This is a genomic window from Pseudomonas sp. So3.2b (genome assembly GCF_019464415.1).
Taxonomy (GTDB): Bacteria; Pseudomonadota; Gammaproteobacteria; order Pseudomonadales; family Pseudomonadaceae; genus Aquipseudomonas; species Aquipseudomonas shahriarae.
On the sequence record NZ_CP080494.1, the window covers coordinates 3,767,388 to 3,784,512 of the forward strand.

At 55.7% G+C, this 17,125-nt stretch carries 23 protein-coding genes; 5 read left to right on the plus strand and 18 right to left on the minus strand.

All coding sequences use genetic code 11. The features are described from left to right. Window positions 1–52 precede the first annotated feature (52 nt). The 18 genes from K1X80_RS16740 to K1X80_RS16825 form a co-directional block, all read right to left on the minus strand. The gene (locus K1X80_RS16740) at window positions 53–1,249 is read right to left on the minus strand and encodes a phage major capsid protein (protein WP_220172328.1); all 1,197 of its coding nucleotides are present in this window, start codon (window positions 1,247–1,249) and stop codon (window positions 53–55) included. 70 nt (window positions 1,250–1,319) lie between these two features. Next, the gene (locus K1X80_RS16745; protein ID WP_220172329.1) at window positions 1,320–2,183 is read right to left on the minus strand and encodes a head maturation protease, ClpP-related; all 864 of its coding nucleotides are present in this window, start codon (window positions 2,181–2,183) and stop codon (window positions 1,320–1,322) included. A 2-nt stretch (window positions 2,184–2,185) separates the two neighbouring features. Next, window positions 2,186–3,487, minus strand: coding sequence for a phage portal protein (locus K1X80_RS16750; RefSeq protein ID WP_138739187.1), 1,302 nt, complete (start codon window positions 3,485–3,487; stop codon window positions 2,186–2,188). A gap of 150 nt (window positions 3,488–3,637) precedes the next feature. Next, a complete protein-coding gene (locus K1X80_RS16755; protein ID WP_220172330.1) occupies window positions 3,638–5,326 on the minus strand; it encodes a terminase large subunit in 1,689 nt (562 codons plus the stop codon). Then, window positions 5,327–5,815 (minus strand): terminase small subunit, encoded by a 489-nt coding sequence (locus K1X80_RS16760; RefSeq protein WP_220172331.1) that lies wholly within the window; start codon window positions 5,813–5,815, stop codon window positions 5,327–5,329. Between the two features lie 153 nt (window positions 5,816–5,968). Then, complete coding sequence (locus K1X80_RS16765; protein ID WP_220172332.1) at window positions 5,969–6,295, minus strand: HNH endonuclease; 327 nt, start codon at window positions 6,293–6,295, stop codon at window positions 5,969–5,971. Next, window positions 6,295–6,474: a hypothetical protein gene (locus K1X80_RS16770; protein ID WP_220172333.1), complete on the minus strand. Its 180-nt coding sequence runs from the start codon at window positions 6,472–6,474 to the stop codon at window positions 6,295–6,297. The genes K1X80_RS16765 and K1X80_RS16770 overlap by 1 nt, the downstream gene beginning before the upstream one ends. A gap of 316 nt (window positions 6,475–6,790) precedes the next feature. Then, window positions 6,791–7,126, minus strand: a complete 336-nt coding sequence (locus tag K1X80_RS16775; protein WP_220172334.1) for a phage holin, lambda family — start codon at window positions 7,124–7,126, stop codon at window positions 6,791–6,793. A gap of 241 nt (window positions 7,127–7,367) precedes the next feature. Then, window positions 7,368–8,240 (minus strand): DUF2971 domain-containing protein, encoded by an 873-nt coding sequence (locus K1X80_RS16780; RefSeq protein ID WP_220172335.1) that lies wholly within the window; start codon window positions 8,238–8,240, stop codon window positions 7,368–7,370. A gap of 36 nt (window positions 8,241–8,276) precedes the next feature. Next, window positions 8,277–8,630, minus strand: coding sequence for an antiterminator Q family protein (locus K1X80_RS16785; protein ID WP_220172336.1), 354 nt, complete (start codon window positions 8,628–8,630; stop codon window positions 8,277–8,279). Window positions 8,631–8,633: 3 nt separating this feature from the next. After that, entirely contained in the window at window positions 8,634–8,957 is a 324-nt protein-coding gene (locus K1X80_RS16790) for a hypothetical protein (protein WP_220172337.1), read from the minus strand. Window positions 8,958–8,962: 5 nt separating this feature from the next. Then, window positions 8,963–10,258, minus strand: coding sequence for a site-specific integrase (locus K1X80_RS16795; protein WP_220172338.1), 1,296 nt, complete (start codon window positions 10,256–10,258; stop codon window positions 8,963–8,965). Next, complete coding sequence (locus K1X80_RS16800) at window positions 10,255–10,572, minus strand: DUF1364 domain-containing protein (protein ID WP_220172339.1); 318 nt, start codon at window positions 10,570–10,572, stop codon at window positions 10,255–10,257. The genes K1X80_RS16795 and K1X80_RS16800 overlap by 4 nt, the downstream gene beginning before the upstream one ends. Window positions 10,573–10,770: 198 nt before the next feature. Further along, on the minus strand, window positions 10,771–11,460 hold the full coding sequence (locus K1X80_RS16805) for a replication protein P (protein WP_220172340.1): 690 nt from the start codon (window positions 11,458–11,460) through the stop codon (window positions 10,771–10,773). Further along, the gene (locus tag K1X80_RS16810) at window positions 11,457–12,233 is read right to left on the minus strand and encodes a helix-turn-helix domain-containing protein (RefSeq protein ID WP_220172967.1); all 777 of its coding nucleotides are present in this window, start codon (window positions 12,231–12,233) and stop codon (window positions 11,457–11,459) included. The genes K1X80_RS16805 and K1X80_RS16810 overlap by 4 nt, the downstream gene beginning before the upstream one ends. 11 nt (window positions 12,234–12,244) lie before the next feature. Further along, window positions 12,245–12,988, minus strand: a complete 744-nt coding sequence (locus tag K1X80_RS16815; protein WP_258571522.1) for a phage regulatory protein/antirepressor Ant — start codon at window positions 12,986–12,988, stop codon at window positions 12,245–12,247. A 68-nt stretch (window positions 12,989–13,056) separates the two neighbouring features. Beyond that, window positions 13,057–13,479 (minus strand): phage regulatory CII family protein, encoded by a 423-nt coding sequence (locus tag K1X80_RS16820; protein ID WP_220172341.1) that lies wholly within the window; start codon window positions 13,477–13,479, stop codon window positions 13,057–13,059. An 83-nt stretch (window positions 13,480–13,562) separates the two neighbouring features. Next, window positions 13,563–13,742, minus strand: coding sequence for a Cro/CI family transcriptional regulator (locus K1X80_RS16825; protein ID WP_128876632.1), 180 nt, complete (start codon window positions 13,740–13,742; stop codon window positions 13,563–13,565). A gap of 88 nt (window positions 13,743–13,830) precedes the next feature. Here K1X80_RS16825 and K1X80_RS16830 point away from each other — a divergent pair, with 88 nt between their 5' ends. The 5 genes from K1X80_RS16830 (at window position 13,831) to K1X80_RS16850 (ending at window position 17,085) form a co-directional block, all read left to right on the plus strand. Further along, window positions 13,831–14,679 (plus strand): XRE family transcriptional regulator, encoded by an 849-nt coding sequence (locus K1X80_RS16830; protein ID WP_220172342.1) that lies wholly within the window; start codon window positions 13,831–13,833, stop codon window positions 14,677–14,679. Window positions 14,680–14,683: 4 nt separating this feature from the next. Then, window positions 14,684–14,911: a hypothetical protein gene (locus K1X80_RS16835; protein ID WP_220172343.1), complete on the plus strand. Its 228-nt coding sequence runs from the start codon at window positions 14,684–14,686 to the stop codon at window positions 14,909–14,911. Between the two features lie 206 nt (window positions 14,912–15,117). After that, the gene (locus K1X80_RS16840) at window positions 15,118–16,110 is read left to right on the plus strand and encodes a hypothetical protein (protein ID WP_220172344.1); all 993 of its coding nucleotides are present in this window, start codon (window positions 15,118–15,120) and stop codon (window positions 16,108–16,110) included. A gap of 3 nt (window positions 16,111–16,113) precedes the next feature. Continuing rightward, a complete protein-coding gene (locus K1X80_RS16845; protein WP_220172345.1) occupies window positions 16,114–16,680 on the plus strand; it encodes a hypothetical protein in 567 nt (188 codons plus the stop codon). Window positions 16,681–16,869: 189 nt separating this feature from the next. Further along, the gene (locus K1X80_RS16850) at window positions 16,870–17,085 is read left to right on the plus strand and encodes a hypothetical protein (RefSeq protein WP_220172346.1); all 216 of its coding nucleotides are present in this window, start codon (window positions 16,870–16,872) and stop codon (window positions 17,083–17,085) included. The last annotated feature ends 40 nt before the right edge of the window (window positions 17,086–17,125 follow it).

The window sequence follows — 17,125 nt, forward strand, 5'->3', positions numbered from 1 at the left end:
CGTTTCTCCAATCGGTTCAGGCCTCCCCAGAGAGACCTGAGCCGGCAGTAAGTTAAGGGGCGGCAACCAGAGGACCGGTCACGAAAGCTTCAGGACGATAGACCGCGAAGGCCAATCGCTCCTCGGCTCGGATGGTGACCATGTTGTTCTCGAAGTCCTTGTCGTTCTCAGTCGAAACCAAGACTTCGATACCCATGCGGTCAAAGATCTGTGCAGCCAAGCTGAAAGCACCGGTGAGAAACTGCCCCTGGACAATTGCCTGGGTCTCAACCACTGGCAGATTCCACAGGCGTGGCGAAGTGCCTTCCTGGGGCTTGCCGATGATGTAGCGGTTTTCGCCGTCTTTCAGCAGCTCGATCGCCGCCCAGTCAATTGGGTTGAGCACAATGCCTGTAGATGGGAACTCGGCCAGGGTGGCTTGCAGCAATGCCAGGCGAATGCGGTCAATACGCTGCTCAGCAGCTACCGTGATACCTGCCGGCGTTACATATGCCTGAGCCTGAGGGATGATGCCGTGCAGGTTATTGCCGGTACCGTTGCCGTAAAGCAGCTGGGCCTCTTCAGCCAGCAGCAAGCCGTAACGAGCGCGCGCATCGATGTAGCTCTGCAGGGCCGCCGCATCATCGAGAATCTGACGGCTGCCTTTGAACAAGTGGGCAATAGTGCGCACGTTCGCGTTTTCGAGACCAAAGGTCAGTTCGCTGTAAGGCTTGGCCAAGCCCTCACCAACGATGGCAGCATTGTTGGTGAAGCCCGTCTCGCGGACGTACTCAACAGCGTTTGCACCTGTGGTACCGGGGGCAACCAGGTCACGAATGGTGAGCCGGCGCTGGGGAGCCAAAATCACACCAACTCGTTCAGTCGGGACAAGAGCGCCACCCGACGCCGGCGCCGAGGTAATTGCTGCACGCGGCACCTCCACACGGCGCGAGCCACGGAAAGAGCTGCTTACGCCCTCCTCCTGCATCTTGGCTGCAACCATTTGGCCGGCAGACTGCTGAGTCTCTGGCTCGTGCTGCTTGCCTGCATTGACCAGCTTCTGCTCGGCGTCCTGCATACGAGCCTGCAACTCACCCTGCTTGGTCAGCAGCTCATCAACCTTGGCTCGGGTTTCAGTCTGCATTTCGCCGGAGGCTTTGATTTCCTTCTCAGTGCGCTCGGCGTAAGTCTTGATCTGATCGCCAACGGCTTTCAGGTCTGCCTGGGTTTGCTTCTGAGAAGCTTCGATTTGGGACAGATCTACTGGCATGGTTTGTTTCCTTCAGAAATGAAAAAACCGCCACTTGGGCGGTTGATAATCGGGTTGCTGATGCAGTCGTCTAGCGAATGGGGAGGAGATCCCGTAGTGCTGACGCCTGGGTTGCGGTTTCTTCAAACGCGGATACATCAAGGGCAGCGCGAGGCTTACCCGACACGACAGCGCGAAGCGTGTCGCCGCCAGCAGCGCTGGGCATGCCGGTCTTGATCTCGGAAATTAGTTTTCGGCGCTCGCTACGGGGCATGCCTGACTTAGCCAAGGCTGCATCGAGTTTGCGCGCAGCCTGCGCCTGAGCCTGGGACTCATCCGTTGTTTCTTTGACTTCTGCTGCAGAAATCAACCCCGTGGCAAAGCCCTTTTCCAGGGCGGTGGGGCCGCTCAAGTAGGTTTCGGCATCGAGCATTTTCTCGATATCCTTCTCATCCAGCCCGCTCGTATCGGCATAAACACCGGTCATCGCTTGGTCGAACTCCTCCATCGTATCGGCGAGCTCGCGGATCGCGTGGCGATTACCGGCATAGTAGGTCCAGCAGTTATGGATCATCAAGAAAGCGCTCTTGGCGATTTCCCGCTTTGCGCCGGCCATTGCAACCACCGAGGCGGCAGAGGCGGCAAGCCCCAGCACTTTCGTGGTGACCTCCTGAGAATGCTCCAAAAGGCGGTTGTATATCGCAATCCCCTCGAACATATCGCCGCCAGGGGAGTTGATGTAGACGGTGACGGGTTTGTCGCCAATGGCGCGAAGCGCGGCATCTACGCGCTTCACCGTATTACCCTCGCCCCACCAGTCCTCACCGATAATGCCATAGATGGTGATTGTGTCTGTGTCAGCCTCAAGGGCGGCTTGAATGCCTGGATTCCACAGCTCAAGTGCCCGCGGTGTAATCTCACAACGCATGCTGTTCGCCTTGATGTCTTTCGGCATGTTTACTCCTCGCTCTGGCCGAGCCAGCTTTTTAAGGCGGCCTGCGCGGCTTGGCCATCGGTTGTCTTGCCGAGTTGATCAATCGGCGCCAAGTTGGTTTGCACCGTTAACACGGCGGCGTTTCCTCCGTGGCGAGGCAGGTTCTCTTTGACCCTGCACTCGTCTCGGGTCATTACGCCGTTCTGGGTCATCTTGCTGTACCACTCAGCACGCCCTGTACTGTCAGCCTTCAGGAAAGCCTCCAGCGCATACTCGGAGTAATAGGTGCGCCGCTCGACCGGCGTCAGCAGGCGCTTGTTGATGCATTGCTGAATCTGGTTGGTGACCGAACTGATGCTGAACGTGAGGAATGCGATCATCTGTTGTTCAAGACCGGTACCCCAGTTGCTGCCCGAATCAGTCTTGCCAACCATCCAGGGCGGAACACCAAACCAGCGGCAGATTTCTTCAGTGCTGTAGGCCCTCGACTCCAGGAGCTGCGCATCCACAGGATTGATGCCGATCGTTTCTGGCGTGATGCCTTGCTCAAGCACTGGCGATCTGCCGGCGTTTAGGGCGCCGGACACCTGCTTGACGTAATCGCGAAACTCTTCGCGCTGCTCAGGCTTCAACGTCCGGTCGATCTTGAAAGCTACTGCGGGAAGCAACCCATTCTTGAAGGTGCCGTTGGCGGCATCATCAGCAGACATTGCTGAACCGAATACATCGGCACCGTAACGAATTGCCGAAAGCCCCACTCGGCCATCAAGGCTGAATGCTGGAATATGCAGCATATCGGCGCGTTCAATTTTGCGACGTGGCCCTTTGCGAGGCGAATACCAATACTCAATTCTGCCGTCGCCATCCAGATCCAAATCGACCCGCGAAGGCAACAGAAAGTCCAGAGCAACCACTCGGCCACCAATTCTCAGAATCTCTGCGTAGGCATTCCCACGCAGCAGCATTGCCGAAACCATGGCCTGCCAGAACTGAAAGGCCGTCATATCCTCGTTGGGGCTGTTATGGATAACGTCATAAATGGCGAAGTCCCGGGCGTCCTTTCTCCCGCCATCAGCATCCCTTTGATAGACCCCTAGAGGTAGACCAGCAACAGAGGTGGAGATAATACGAACACACGCCCAGACGGCCGACAGGTGCATCGCGTTATCGACCGTTACCGTCTTGCCAGAACTGGATTGCCCCCCTAGGAACTGCCCCCAGAAGCCGCCATCCGTCAACTTAATCGTCTTGCCGATCCAGTCAGCAACCGAGGCGCTTGGCTTTCGCGCTGCGCTTCCAATGACTGACGAAAGAGTCTTAGCCATCTGTTAGCCCCTTGCGCACGAAACCAGCGATGAGAAGCAAGGACACCGATCCCGCTAGCAGTGACCAGCCTAAGCCGGCAAGAACGTATACCCCCGCCACGGCCAGGGCGAACCCGCACAGAGCAGCGGCTACAAATACGTGCAATGGATTCATACGATTATCGGGTTCCGAATGGCAGCCATGAAGTCGTCATTGCCCCGGCCTTCAGGGTTCAGAGATATCAGGGTCACGGCGTTAAATAGAGCCATTAAGGGGTCGATCTTGGCCGACCCGCTGGCTTGCTTTGTGATCAGGATGGAGTTGGCCCTGGGCTCAACCTTTGCGTTACTTACGCACCAGGCCATCATTGCCTGCCCTCCGTGCTTCATTCCTCCCTCGGCCAGCTTGCGCTCAGCGGTCTTGATTGCCCCGCCTAGCTTCCAGCCCTGACTGATCGCAACGATCTTTTCCGGAGGAATCTCTCGCTCAATCATTGCGTCATAAATCGCCCCAATGCCGACCGGGTCGCAACCTACCTTATCGAGAAGACCAGACGCCTCTACCTGCTCCACCAAGTCAGCCACGTCGGCAACGTCGTCACCAATGCGCTCAGACAAAGTCAGATTCCCATCCTTCTCGAAATCCCTAAAGCGTGGTGCCTCTGCCTTTCGCCGCTCAAGCACTGACGGATGAGCCCAGGCATGAGTCCAGACCAGCCAATCGCGTGTTCGCTTGTCACGGCCCACGGCAGCAAATCCAAGAAGGTCATCAAGGCCCCCGCCATCGATCCCCACCGCAATCACTTCGGACATTTCGATCAGCTTGTCCAGGGTCAAAACAGGGATGGCCGCAGCAGCCCAAAAATCAGCACCGGCCCAGCGGTCAGAGCGCAGCGCAAGACCAATTTCGACGTTCAAATGCTTGGACATAAACCCAAGCACCTCGGCCTCCCCCGCTTCCTCCGCCTTGCTCATCTCCCGAATTAGGAATTTTTCGCTGACCGAGTACCCCATATTTGGGTTGGTAACGTAGAAGTTCTCCGGCGACCGATGTGTTCCTGCATCGAGCATCCGCTTCGGAAATTCATAGATGATCGGAAGAAAGTTCGGGTCAACAATCGTGCCGTCTCGCACGCCACGGGCGTACATCAGCTTTTCACGGAAAACACCCGCCGGCGGTTGGTCCGACTGGGTCGTGAGGTAGATCACGAAACCTTCTGGCCGAGAAGCCAATCCACCCGTCGCTTCTCGAAGCATGTTCGCTGCGTGCGGGTTCTTGCCGAACAGGTGCAACTCGTCAACCAGGACAACAGCCGCCTTCTTGCCGCCAACTGTGTTCTGGTCAGCGGCAACCACCTTCAAGGTCGCTCCCGATTCGCGGTGTGTGATCGTTCGGACGTGATCCTGAACATGCAGCAGCGCGCTCAGCTCCTCGTCGTGCTTGACCATATCCCGGGCTGGGGCATATGCATTATTTGCCACCTCAATGGTGGGTGCCAAAATGATGAACTCTGCGGACTGTCGCCAGTTGCGGATCAATACGGTCAGCATGATTGCAGCGGCAATCGTGCTTTTAGCGTTCTTCTTGCTGATGAGCAGAAAGAACTCCTTGATGAGGCGCTCTCCGGTATCCGCGTTGTATGCACCGAAGATGGCGCTCCCCAGATCATCGATCCAAGGGGCGCATGACTCACTGATCAGCGGACTACCTGGCGCATCCACAATGCGAAGGTCGCCCATGACCTGCATACAAGCCCGCGCCTCTTCAGGAAACAGCGGAGCAAAGGGCACAAGCGACTGGCGATTCACGATCTTCGTTTCCCAATCTGGGCAACTGGTACTCCAGACGGGCTCGCTCATTTATTTTACCGATCTCAGTTGAGGCGGTGCGGCAGCACCGAATTTACCCTTGCTCGCTGATTTAGCGGCCTGGTCCTTTTCTTCCTTCTTCCCGCCCTCGCCTTTGCGCTGATGTACGAAAGGCATCAAAGCCTTGGCGGCATCGACTCTCAACTTCGGCTCAGTGCTGAAGTCGTTCATGGTGGCCAGCAGAAAGTCTTTCGGATCGGAGAATGACAGCACTCTGGCTGCATCGAATGAGAACGCTTCGGCCCCCTCCTCCAGATCGAGAGGTGCCTGCCTAGGTGTCTGAGCAGGAGCACTGCCTTTAACATTCTTGTTAACGGGAGCGCCGACCAATGCGGCCATCACCATCGGATGTTTTGCCAGCCTCGAACCTGCGACCGAAGCGCTGGAGGCCGCGTATCCTGCGGCTATCGCTGCATCACGATTGGACGCACCTCTCCTAACAGCCTCGACAAATGCGCGCTGTTTGGTTGTTAAAGCCATTAACAAAAAACCTGTGAGGGGGAAAAAATCTCTAAATGAGGTCGGGGGCGGTGTCCTGTGGAAAAGGCTCCACGGTTTAGACCCGCCCCGTAGGGTTCTGGCGTGCCACAAGCGCGCAAACGACATCGATTCTCTTTGGCGCGCGTCGCTCAGTCAGACCGCTCGGCCCGAGCCCTCAGCCGACTCAGAAGCAGTCTTCAGCTTGTGGCAGGGGATGCAGAGAGCCTGGAGGTTCGCGTCATCATCCGAACCGCCCCTTGCTCTGTTGACGATGTGGTCAACCTCAAGCTGCTGAGTGATAAGGCCGCACGCTTGGCAGGTGTAGTTGTCGCGAAGAAGGATCGCCGCACGAATGCGCCTCCATGGCCGACCACCACGGCCAGAACCCCAGCCGTCAACACCTTCAGGCGGAGCAGGCAAGGCGAAGGGTCTGCCTTGTGCCGCGCTCATGCGTGGTTTGATGGTAGATAGCCTACCCATCAGCTCACCTTGCTCCCATCCATGTAGGTGAGTGGCGGTGCATCAGGATCTTCACCCTGATCATCTGCCAGAGACTGGATCAGCAGGCTTTGCTGTTTCTCCATTCGCTCCAACAGCGCGGTTTGCTTCTTTAGCTCGGCCAGCATCTCGACCTGCAAACAGTTCGCTTGCTCGCTCATATGCCAGCCTCTTCATCTTGTTGATCCATTCACGCCGGGCGGCGCATCCACTGCAAGCCATCAGGCCCACCGCCTCCAGTGCCGCAGCAAGTCGCCAAGCTGCAGCAGCTCATTCATTGCCCGCGCTCGTAATGGGCAGGTGCGGTTTCTGCGCCTGGCGTGGTAGTAATCAGCCTTGGTCATCGACGCCTTGGCATACGCTATCAACCACTGCGGCGCGCCGGACTTGATACAAACCTTCAGGTCGCTTGCTGTCCGGCGAAACAAATCTCGGTACCGCATAACCATCCTCCAGCCTTCGAAAACGTGGCGCGGATTACTGTCCCGCACCGCGCCGAGGAAACTTGAAGTCGGCGACCCGATCAGCAAAGTCGGCCAGCTTCTTAACGCCCAGAAACCCGATAAACACACCGGCAGCCGTCGCAAGGTTCTGCGGGAGCCCGAAGTACTCAAGGACAGGGATCAGGCCAATCGTGATCAAGGTGCAGATCGCCGCCTCAAGCAGAGCCTGGCGCCGGGTACCGCCGCCATAAATGATCCTGATACCAGCCATCAAGGCAGATAGGCCTGCCGCATAAAGCGTCGGCGAGTGCTGACTCAGCCATGCAAGCACGATGAGCCAGGTGTCCGGTTTGTCTGGCATGTTGGGCATCCGCTGTCCTCCCCGATCTGGGGGGCGATTAGGTCCGGCTCCAGCAGCACTCCCAGCTCGGAGCAATGGGCGTGGTGGAGCCGAAAACGAAAAAGCCCCGGCAAATGCCGAGGCTCAGTGAACTGTAGAAAGCAAAAAACCCAACTCAGGGTCGGGCTTTGCTCGCGGAAAAACCGCAAAGTAACGAGAAATCTATATCCAGGGACCGGGCTTGTCAACTCATTGGATACCGAGCCCTAAGCTAAACAGCTAATTCAACCCTCTCCACGTCATAAGACGACATTGATGTTTGTGTTTTGTATAGGTTTACATTGAGTCTTTTCGCAGCTAAGCGCGCCTTCCCCACCAGATCCTCACTTGCTCGAGAGCCAACTATAATTTCGGATATAGCGTCAGATGGGATTTCGAAAAGGTCGACTGGGTAGGGAGACTTCTCGACCCGTTTAGTTGCAAGATGGAGAACACTTATCAACCTCTCCTCTTGCTCATAATCCCAGTCCGATGACTTAGCCAAAAGAACATTATCAATATCTGCATCAGAAAGATCTGTTTCCGGCAAATAGTATCTCTTATTACTGTATTGAACCGGCATCAGTCGCGATCTATCGCCCGACTTACTTTTGAAACCACTGAAGTATTCATGCCCCCTATGAAAACCAATACAAAACCCCGTATAAGAAGAGGTGTAATGCGACCACATTAAAGCACTATTCCAGCGCCGAGATAGAGAAAGGATACCCAACCCAGCGTTAATATTCTTCAAAGCCGCATCGTAGCTTAGGCCCATCAGCTTCTCGAGCGTATCAAACTTTGCCAATGCTTCATTTTTCATCGGTTCAAAGATCTTCCGAGCAAATGCTTTTGACTCTTCACTGCCACTTGGCGGTTCCAGCAACTCGTCTAAACGGCGTTTAAGACTATCACTTAAATTTTGCAATCTAGATTCCGTAAATGCCGGCAAACATTCATATGGATCATTTAGATCGGCTGGCGGTGTAAACCGAATAAGAGAATCAGTTAGAAAACCTATTCGGTCTGAAGGAAGATATTTATAAACATTGCTCAAAATTGAAATTCCAAATCTAAATAGGTAGAAAAATCGCAACAGGAGCATTGTGCCACCATGCCTAGACGCACTCAAACCCTACTTTTACGCTGCTTGACGACGAATATCTAAAGCCCCATCAATCCAAGCGATGCCGGCTTTCCAGAGCCCACGCGTCTTCTCCTCGCCGAACTTCATCTTCTTGCCAACTTCCATAAGCGACGTGTCGCGACTGGTGTAGTACTTCATCAGCACCTGGCCGCATTCGGGGTATCGCTTTAGCAGGCGTCCCATCAGTCCATCGATCAGCAGTGCGTCGTCGTCGGTGATCATCGGCGACAGCACTGTGTTCTCGCGAGAGGCGCAGCAAGACACACCCGAGCCCAGGACAACCCAGCGGCCCCAGTGCTCCAGCAGATCCTCGGCGGTACGTTCTTTAAAGGTCGGTGTGAGGGCCATGGTTCAATCCCCTGTGAAGTTGGTGGCACCTGGGCCACGGCGGTTGTTCTCGTTGTATTGCTGCTGTGCGCCTGACTGCTGATTGACTCGGTTGCCAGCGGCAATGAGGCGCTTCTGGTAGATGTTCAGCATGAGCCCCAACTGGGTCACCAATACATCGACCGGCAGCGGTTCACCCGTCTCCGCAGATACCCAGCCGGAGGCGTGGCATTCAGTACAGGCCAGGTCGTGAAAAACTCCCGAGGTGACCGCCTTACCCTTGCATATCGGGCACCACTTCAACGGGATTGGGGTGGCCCTGAAGGCGGGGCCATGCTGCTTTTTCATCATTTTTAAACCTCGCCCTTAACAAATTGTGGTTCCGGCTCGCAGACCCCGCCGTTCAAGGCGTCTACGAGGTTTTGCGAATCTTCATATCTAACGCCTGTCTGCGCGTGAATCGCCTTGAAGCCGCGCTGATCTAACCAGTTGTGCCACTTCACCAGGGCCAGGCGGCGCTGCTCCTTGGCCTGGGTGTTGATGTAGGTGGAGGCGATCTTGCCCAGGGAGTGGTTGAGCAGCATCTCGCCGATGTGCCCGTCGACGCCGAGGTCGGTCCATGCGGTTCGGGCCACCTTGCGCAGGTCGTGACTGGTCCAGGCACCCTGCCCTAGCCGCGTGAATACCGCGCTCGCCTGGTTGTCACTGAGTGCCTTGCCACGGCGTGACGGGAACAGGAGCGGCCCCTCGTAGCCCTGGGCGTTTTGTCGGGTGCGGTACAGCTGTAGGAGCGAACACACCTGATCAGTCAGCGGCACCCGCAACTCAGTCTTGGTCTTGGTGTGTTCTGCCGGGATGAACCACTCGCGCTCTGGCAGCGCGATATCAGCCCAGCGGGACTGGCGGGTCTCGCCGATCCGGGTGCCGTGGCACAGCATCATCAAGGCCAGCATGGCGTCACCCGGCGCGCTGTCGAAGCGCTCGGCCAGCAGGCTCACCAGGTCCTGCAACTGCACGTCACGCAACCGCGCCGGCTTGGGCAGGATCCGCGCCGTGGTGAAGTTGACGAACTTCATTTCCGCCATCGGGTTGACCGGGATCAGGTCCAGCTTGCGGGCCTGACGGAACGCCACCGCGAGCAGGCGGTACAGCTGCTGCACGTAGGACAGCGATAGTTCGGCCTGGGCTGGCCACATCAGCAGCTTGTCGAGGGTCTGGGCGCTCACGTCGCGCAGCAGCAGATCGTCCAGGCGCGGCTTGAGCTGGCAACTGATGGCCGACTTGCCCGCAGCCCGGCGCTTGTCGGAGAGCGCACGCGACTTGGCCATGCGATCACCGAACCAATCGAGCAGCTCGCCCACAGTCACCCAGCCGGAAACACTGGCTGCGCAGTCGGCAGCAACCCGCAGGCGCACCGCCGGCAGTGCGGCGATCACCTGCTTGGTGTTCAGGTCGGGAAAGCCGCCGATGCGATGCCATTTGCGCTTGTTGAGCAGGTACCAGGAGCCGCGCGTGCGATTCTTGGCAAAACGGAAGTGCAGCGCCGGGTGGCCGGCGTCCCGCAGGTCGCGCACATGCACAAGCTTGGCATTCCGGGCGATCTCGGCATCCGACAGCTTCACCGTCAGGGTTTTGATTTGGGTGCTCAAGCGCTCACCTTTCCTTCTTTGATCAAAATGGCCTGAGTCCGCAGGACGGCCTCGGCGTGATAGAGGCGGATCTCGTCGTAACTCATGCCCAGGATGTTTCGGTTGGTGCGGCCATCGCTCAGGCTGTGGCAGTACTCGCAGGCCCAGGCCCCAATCAGGTCAGGCGGCTTCATGCCTGTTCCGCAAATCCCTGCCAGGCGGTAATGGGCCAACACAACGGTTTCGGTGTCGCCTGGGCAACCAGGAAGGCGGACCTGGCAATCTCGCCCGCGCGCGGCCTTGGTCAGCTTGGTCAGCTTGGTCTGGCGGGTCATGGGGCAACCCTCTGGGAGGTACGCAAATCAATCACTTGGTACGTCTCAGGCCACATCCCGCAGCCGTATCGAGCAGCCATGTTGCGGTCAGCGAAAAGCGCCATGGCGTGGTCTGGGGTGTCACCAAGGTCGAACTTGAACGAGCAGCAAAAGACCGCGTATGGGTACAGGTGAGGGTCGGGCGTTGCCAGCAGACGATCAACCACGGGAACCTCCGGCGCGGCATGCGCGCAGTTCGGCCAAGGCCCTATTGCCTACATCGGGGGTAATTTTTGGTTTAGGCGCAGCAAGCTCGGCAACCGGAACGGGCGTAAGACTCTCGCCCTGCCAGATTCGACGGCATTGGTTTAGGTACTGCTTTTCGAAGCTCGCCAGGCCCAGCTCACGGGAGAGCAGAGGCAGGCTGTGGAAGCCGGCGGCAGCCGTTGCGTGGTAGACGGCTGGGTGATACCACTTGGAACAATGGCGCATGGCGGGATGACAGTTGCGGAGCGCCTGCGCGTAAGCAGATTCGACACTCGGAAGGCCCAAGCCTTCAGGGGCAAAGCACCAACTGACAAAAACACCGGGCGCCGGCACAAAAGCTGACTTGCTCGCACTCACTACCCGCATGCCATGGTCGATCTGCTCCATACGGCTGATGCCTGAGCGCATGAACTCGCCGAGCCACTCAAGCTTAGAGGCGTTCATGACGGCCTCGGTGGGCCAGGACTGTCGCCAAGCGCCGCATGCCCCACGCAACCGAAGGAACAGGTCGTCGATGACAGCCTGGGTGGATGGGTCGACAGGAACAACGGCCCGAGCCTGGTCAGGGCCCTGGTAGGTTGGATCGCATTGACGGCGAGCAACCAACTGGCTTGCCATCAAAGGTTTTTTGGCTCGGTTCATAGCCGTACTCCTTTCGATGCCCAGTCTTCACCGGCAGGGCCCTCTTCCACCGAGTAGGATCCGGCGGCCTGGGCTCGTTCGCGCTTGATCCAGCCGACCAACTTGAAACACCAACCAGCAGCGGTATCGAGTACGGATGTTTTGGCGACGAAGAATCCTTTGAAGCCAGCCAGCAGTTCGTCGGTCATCGAGTCGACTGGCAGGCCCGCGATTTTCAGCTGAGTCTGCAGCGCGTCTTCCGGCGGAACGAAGTCGGCGAACATGGCGAAGCGCTGGCGATCATCCTGAGGCTCCAGAGCCTGGCGATCTTGCTCAGCGATCAACTCGTCAATCTCGCGCTGCTGCTGCTTTTCGGTTCCTTGATGGTTAAGTGATGGATTGGGTGCAGTGGCTGCACCCCGTTCTGTTCCAGACTGCACCCCGTTCTGTTGTGAGTTGCACCCCGTTGCGCCATCTGCACCCCGTTTTGTACGGGGTGCAGTATTTGCACCCCGTAATATTTGAAGGTCATAAACGACCGGGCGGCGGTCATGGCGATCGATGTGAACCGCGGCGATCGCCTGGTTGCCTTTCTTGATCAGCCCGGACTGCTCCAGGTCGTCTAGCTTGTAACGGACAGTGCGTTCGGAAAGCCCTGTGTCCTGGGCCAGGGTAGAAGCGGACGGAAAGGCACCTGTACCGTTCGAACCGGCGTAGTTGGCTAGGCACAGCAGCACGTGACGCGCGCTCGAGTCTTTCAGGGTTTCAGTGGGCAGAGAGAGCGCCCAGGACATTGCTTGAACACTCACAGCGAGGCTCCGATATTCTTTTCGGCCAGGTAGGCCAGGCCTTTCGGCGTAACAAGAGGTTGGAAGGCAGCACGGTCCCCGCCGGTCTCCGGGTCGCTCTTCAGCGCGGTGACCTTGTGAACCAGATAGCCGGAAGTAATGCGCGGCTGGTAGGCGGTCCAGCGCTTGGAGCCGCCGCGGTGAAAGATCCACCGGTTTTTCTCCAGCCACTGAAAAAGCTTTGAGGGTGGAACCTGAAGTTGTTTGGCAGCATCACTGATACAGATCGCGCCACCGGAGGCCGCCAATCGTTTGATGGCGGAGACTTTCGGCTCTTGATCCAGTATCACCAAGCGAAGGGCTTGGTTTTCCTTGGCCTGGTCGGCCGCCGCTTGCAGAGCCTCAGCATAGTTGGCTGGAATCTGGAACTGTTCCGCCCTCGCCTCCAACTCCTGCCACCGGTCTATGATCCGGGCGCGCAGTTCGACGCTGTAACCGGAGACCACCACCAGGGTGTCGCGCTGGGAAAGCAGGAACTCCCGATAGACCTGACCGTTCTGCGAGTGGATGTAGGGGGTGTCGTTTGAAGAAACGACACCCTTGGCAACCAAGGCCCGGACGGTTTTCAGCACGTTGTCGTGCGTGCTGCCGGTCAGCTCGGCGATTTCGCGTGACGACATCGTGTGTCGCGACACGTTTTGTTCATGTCGAAAAAGTGTCGCGACATGGGGGGTATTGCCTGGAGCGGTATTGGTGTTCATAATGGCCCCACAAGTTACATTGCCGTTGAAAGGACCGCCCTGCCAGGCGGTTTTTTTATGCCTGCGATTCAGGCAGCCTTCAGCGACTCGCGCAGAATGTGCAGCGCGTCGATTGCCTCCTGAATTGCTTTCTCGCCCTGTGCTTTCTCGTGCTGGCTGATGTGGTTGTCAGCGGCTGCATCGAAGATCAATCGACCAACGTCACCGCACTCGGCGGACAGGTGGCCGAGTGCAACCATCAATGGCTTGGCTACCGGCTTCTCGCGGGCGACCAGGTCATAACCAAACTTGTCAGCGAGGGCCATCAGCGGGCGCATGTCCCCGGTGTGCAGTAGGACGCCGAACAGATGCTCAATCGTCAGGTGGTGAGCCGAGTTATCAGGGTTCGAGCGCTGAAGCAGGCTCACATGCGCAAGACACATCTTCCCGGCCAGCTCCTCCGCCCCACTTTCCTTGATGGTGGTGTGGCAAGCCCTCAAGAAATCTTCCATTCGTAAAACCTCAAATTTGTTTCCGTGGTAGCAGGAGCCAGCCCCGGCGATCATTCGCTCAACAGATCAATGACAAGGACGGCTTATGCAGCGGTTTTCTTTTTGTCGGCTTTCAATTGGCCGTCGGTTACAAGTTCAAGTTGGTACTGACGTAGCTCGGGGATCTCCTCACCCCACTGCCGGACTGCCTCGTATGTGATGCCGAGCGCTTTGGCGAGGGGAGCGATCCCTTTGAAATGTTTAATTGCGTCGGCACGGTTCATGGCTGACTCCTTTGGGTATACGGCAATTCAAGCATGCTTGTGTTTACTAAGCAAGCATGCTTGCCAAGCTAACTTGTAGATTGCTTGCATGAAAATTACTGATCGAATTGCGAAACTTGTCCTGGCGCGAAAGCCAGAGATCGGGCCGCGAGGATTCAAAAGGGATATAGCGACCACCTGCGGGGTCAGCTACGAAGCTGTTCGTCAGTGGTTTGCCGGTGATACCGGCAACATAAAGAACGAAAACCTGGTCGCGATCGCTGAAGGCTATGACACGACGGTCGACTGGCTGCTGTCAGGTAAGGGTGAGCCGCCGAGCCGAAAGGCCGCGGATGCTCCAAAAGCCGGTAATTATTCTTCGGCGGATTTGGTCAAGCAGATGCTCGCGAAGCACGGCCGAGGCCTATCGGAAGAAGCAAGAGCGCGAATCGCCGAGGTAGTAGAAGAGGTGGCGCTTGAGTCGAAGTCGACCAATGTAGTGAAAGTCGACTTCACCAGGGCGGGCCAAGTCGGTGACGAAGTATGGATTGCCCACTACGACGTGCGCGCAGCGATGGGCGGCGGCCAGATCCCGCACGAATTCCCAGAGATGCTTCAGGATATACGGGTCAGCCCCAAACACTTGAGGGAGATGGGAGTTTCTTTCAAAGAGCACTTCCACCTCAAGATGATCACCGGATGGGGGCAGTCAATGGCGCCGACGATCAAGGATCGCGACCCACTGCTGGTAGATATTACGATCCGGGAGTTCACTGGGGATGGCATATACCTCTTCTCGCACGACGAGATGCTGTACGTGAAGCGCCTGCAGAAGAAAGGCAAAGATCGCTTCAAGATGATCTCGGATAACAAGCACCACGACCCAGAGGACATCCGTGTGGATGACACACATATCCTGGCCCGGGTGCTCTACGTGTGGAACGGACAACCGGTATAACGCCATGGCTCTGACCAAACCCAATCAGCAACTGCGCCGCGATCTCAAGGCTATTGCCTTCAACCTTGAGCAGTCCTGTATCGACCTAGTCAAGCTCGCGGAAAAGCTCAGCGATGCAGACGCCATAGCCTTAATGGGGCTGGTGGGTACTCTTTATGAGGAGGCAGATAGACTGGTGGGTTATGCGGAAGACGTGAGGGTGGGGAGGATCGCGCGGGGGAAGGCTGAGTAGGCTGCGAAGCTGGAAACAGGAAACAGGAAACAGGAAACAGGAAACAGGAAACAGGAAACAGGAAACAGGAAACAGGAAACAGGAAACAGGAAACAGGAAACAGGAAACAGGAAACAGGAAACAGGAAACAGGAAACAGCATCAAACAATTTTTCAGATAAAACAATATAAAGACATTTTAAAAATTATTATTTTAGGGAATAACAAGTGCACAGGAATGCGACATTTTACGATCTGAAAATCAATGCCTTCGGTGTATCCCGAGCGGAAGGCAATACTGCGCACTTCGTTGCTACTCCCAAAACGCTAACTGCAATCTCGCTGCAGTTAAAGCAGCTTTTCGAAACCGGAGATAGATTACTGCTAAAGGGAAGAATTAGTACTTCTCCAAAGTACTTTATGTCTGATTTGAGGCTGACAGATAAGCAGCTTATAATGCTGGTCAATATTAGCGATCCGTCAGCTCCTGACTCTGTATCATCAGACCCGGAAAATAAAAGTAGAGTAGTACACCAGAAACCCCCAGGCCATGGCGGGGAGCACTCGGCTCACGTTGTTATCAATCTTCTTCCTGAAAAGGGTGATAACTACTATCTTTGTATAATTGAAGCGGTTTATGGTTCTGGCCTACACCTGACTAGCATATTGAAATACTTGAAGCATCTGATCAGGAAGTGCAAAAAGGACTTTCCAAACGAATATATGATCGCGAACAACAACGGCGCTCGCGACTCTAACGGAAATGCCTTGCTTGTACACCTGCTGCATGACATAGAGCTGCAAGGCCACCCATCTGACGATTTCAAAAATGATTTAGAAGGGGGAACTCTGTCCGCTATTCAACTATTGAACTTCTCTAAAGAAGGTGCGGTATGGGATGAACAGGGCGGTATTATTGAGCGGCAACGCACAGTGGATCTCAGGCCGAAACCAGATATGATTGGGACTCTCGCCTCATCCATTAGACAGTTAAGGGCAAACGTATCCAAGTCAGATGTTGAATACAAACATATCAGAATAAAGTTCAAGACAGAGGCAGGGATTCAGAAGGATGCCACCATCGCCACAAGTACCGGGAATTTAGTTGCAAGTGAAAAGTACGTCAAGAGACATCCAATAAGCACGCCGCTAGTAAATACCAGTAGCTTTGAAAAGATAAATACGTTTATACTGAGGGAAATTAACAAGCTAATGGAGTAGATAATGTTAATAGGACAGCTACTTCGTCCGTTTGGCTACCTTTCAATACAACATCCATATAAATGGATAGTTGATTGGTTGTATCCACTTGTTTTGTCTGCCATTACAGTTTCAGCTGTTTGCTTGGCAGGAAGTCAGGCTGCTGCATACGGCTCAGGGAATTTAATATCTTTGATACTTTCGTTCGTTCAATCACTACCAGGATTTTACATTGCGGCTCTTGCAGCAATTGCTACCTTTGGAAGGACGGACATTGATAATATAATCCCGGAGCCTACACCAAAAGTCATAGTGCGATTCAGGGGTACCACAAACATCGTGGACCTAACGAGGAGGAGATTCCTCGCAATGCTGTTTGCTTTTCTTACAGCCCAAAGTATTGTAATTGTTATACTTTCAATATTTCTCCTTAGCTATGGGAAGGCAATTTATGTATTCTCATATGCGGAATTTCCTGTTGGGATCTATCTAAGCGGTGTTATTTTATTAGCTTACTTTTTGATGTTTTACCAGATGACTGTAGCCACTTTTTGGGGACTCTACTATCTTGGTTACAAACTCATGGAGTAATGGGTTTCTAGGCGCGGTTCACTATCTGGCTTCCCTTAGCTGCCCTTCACACCCCTTTCACAATCGAGCGCCTATGGTTACCCAGGCTCCTTATGAACACCTTTAAGCCCGCCACTCCCCATCGCGGGCTTTTCTTTGCCTTCAATTCCGTGGTCTACGCTCTCTAGACCCTCAATTGGAGACGAAACCATGCCCTCCCCCTACTCCCTCCCCGATACGCTCGAACGAATCTACGAGAACCAACTCGCCCTCGAGGCCGCGATTATGGAGCTGACGCTACTGGTCGAAAGCCAGGGCAGCGTCAAGGCCGGTGGTAACGTGCGTGGCGCCCTGGAGACCATTGGCGAGAACGCAGGGCACATCAAGCAGGGCTTGGCTAGGCCGCGCGCGCAACGCTCTGATTAATGATCTGTCCGCCAATGGTGGCTGTACGCCTCTAGCAGCA

What these genes read in the sequence shown, in the direction of transcription:
- K1X80_RS16740 (WP_220172328.1), bottom strand. Translation starts at nt 1,249, where the DNA reads ATGCCAGTAGATCTGTCCCAAATCGAAGCTTCTCAGAAGCAAACCCAG.
- K1X80_RS16745 (WP_220172329.1), bottom strand. Translation starts at nt 2,183, where the DNA reads ATGCCGAAAGACATCAAGGCGAACAGCATGCGTTGTGAGATTACACCG.
- K1X80_RS16750 (WP_138739187.1), bottom strand. Translation starts at nt 3,487, where the DNA reads ATGGCTAAGACTCTTTCGTCAGTCATTGGAAGCGCAGCGCGAAAGCCA.
- K1X80_RS16755 (WP_220172330.1), bottom strand. Translation starts at nt 5,326, where the DNA reads ATGAGCGAGCCCGTCTGGAGTACCAGTTGCCCAGATTGGGAAACGAAG.
- K1X80_RS16760 (WP_220172331.1), bottom strand. Translation starts at nt 5,815, where the DNA reads ATGGCTTTAACAACCAAACAGCGCGCATTTGTCGAGGCTGTTAGGAGA.
- K1X80_RS16765 (WP_220172332.1), bottom strand. Translation starts at nt 6,295, where the DNA reads ATGGGTAGGCTATCTACCATCAAACCACGCATGAGCGCGGCACAAGGC.
- K1X80_RS16770 (WP_220172333.1), bottom strand. Translation starts at nt 6,474, where the DNA reads ATGAGCGAGCAAGCGAACTGTTTGCAGGTCGAGATGCTGGCCGAGCTA.
- K1X80_RS16775 (WP_220172334.1), bottom strand. Translation starts at nt 7,126, where the DNA reads ATGCCCAACATGCCAGACAAACCGGACACCTGGCTCATCGTGCTTGCA.
- K1X80_RS16780 (WP_220172335.1), bottom strand. Translation starts at nt 8,240, where the DNA reads ATGCTCCTGTTGCGATTTTTCTACCTATTTAGATTTGGAATTTCAATT.
- K1X80_RS16785 (WP_220172336.1), bottom strand. Translation starts at nt 8,630, where the DNA reads ATGGCCCTCACACCGACCTTTAAAGAACGTACCGCCGAGGATCTGCTG.
- K1X80_RS16790 (WP_220172337.1), bottom strand. Translation starts at nt 8,957, where the DNA reads ATGAAAAAGCAGCATGGCCCCGCCTTCAGGGCCACCCCAATCCCGTTG.
- K1X80_RS16800 (WP_220172339.1), bottom strand. Translation starts at nt 10,572, where the DNA reads ATGACCCGCCAGACCAAGCTGACCAAGCTGACCAAGGCCGCGCGCGGG.
- K1X80_RS16805 (WP_220172340.1), bottom strand. Translation starts at nt 11,460, where the DNA reads ATGAACCGAGCCAAAAAACCTTTGATGGCAAGCCAGTTGGTTGCTCGC.
- K1X80_RS16810 (WP_220172967.1), bottom strand. Translation starts at nt 12,233, where the DNA reads ATGTCCTGGGCGCTCTCTCTGCCCACTGAAACCCTGAAAGACTCGAGC.
- K1X80_RS16815 (WP_258571522.1), bottom strand. Translation starts at nt 12,988, where the DNA reads ATGAACACCAATACCGCTCCAGGCAATACCCCCCATGTCGCGACACTT.
- K1X80_RS16820 (WP_220172341.1), bottom strand. Translation starts at nt 13,479, where the DNA reads ATGGAAGATTTCTTGAGGGCTTGCCACACCACCATCAAGGAAAGTGGG.
- K1X80_RS16825 (WP_128876632.1), bottom strand. Translation starts at nt 13,742, where the DNA reads ATGAACCGTGCCGACGCAATTAAACATTTCAAAGGGATCGCTCCCCTC.
- K1X80_RS16830 (WP_220172342.1), top strand. Translation starts at nt 13,831, where the DNA reads ATGAAAATTACTGATCGAATTGCGAAACTTGTCCTGGCGCGAAAGCCA.
- K1X80_RS16835 (WP_220172343.1), top strand. Translation starts at nt 14,684, where the DNA reads ATGGCTCTGACCAAACCCAATCAGCAACTGCGCCGCGATCTCAAGGCT.
- K1X80_RS16845 (WP_220172345.1), top strand. Translation starts at nt 16,114, where the DNA reads ATGTTAATAGGACAGCTACTTCGTCCGTTTGGCTACCTTTCAATACAA.
- K1X80_RS16850 (WP_220172346.1), top strand. Translation starts at nt 16,870, where the DNA reads ATGCCCTCCCCCTACTCCCTCCCCGATACGCTCGAACGAATCTACGAG.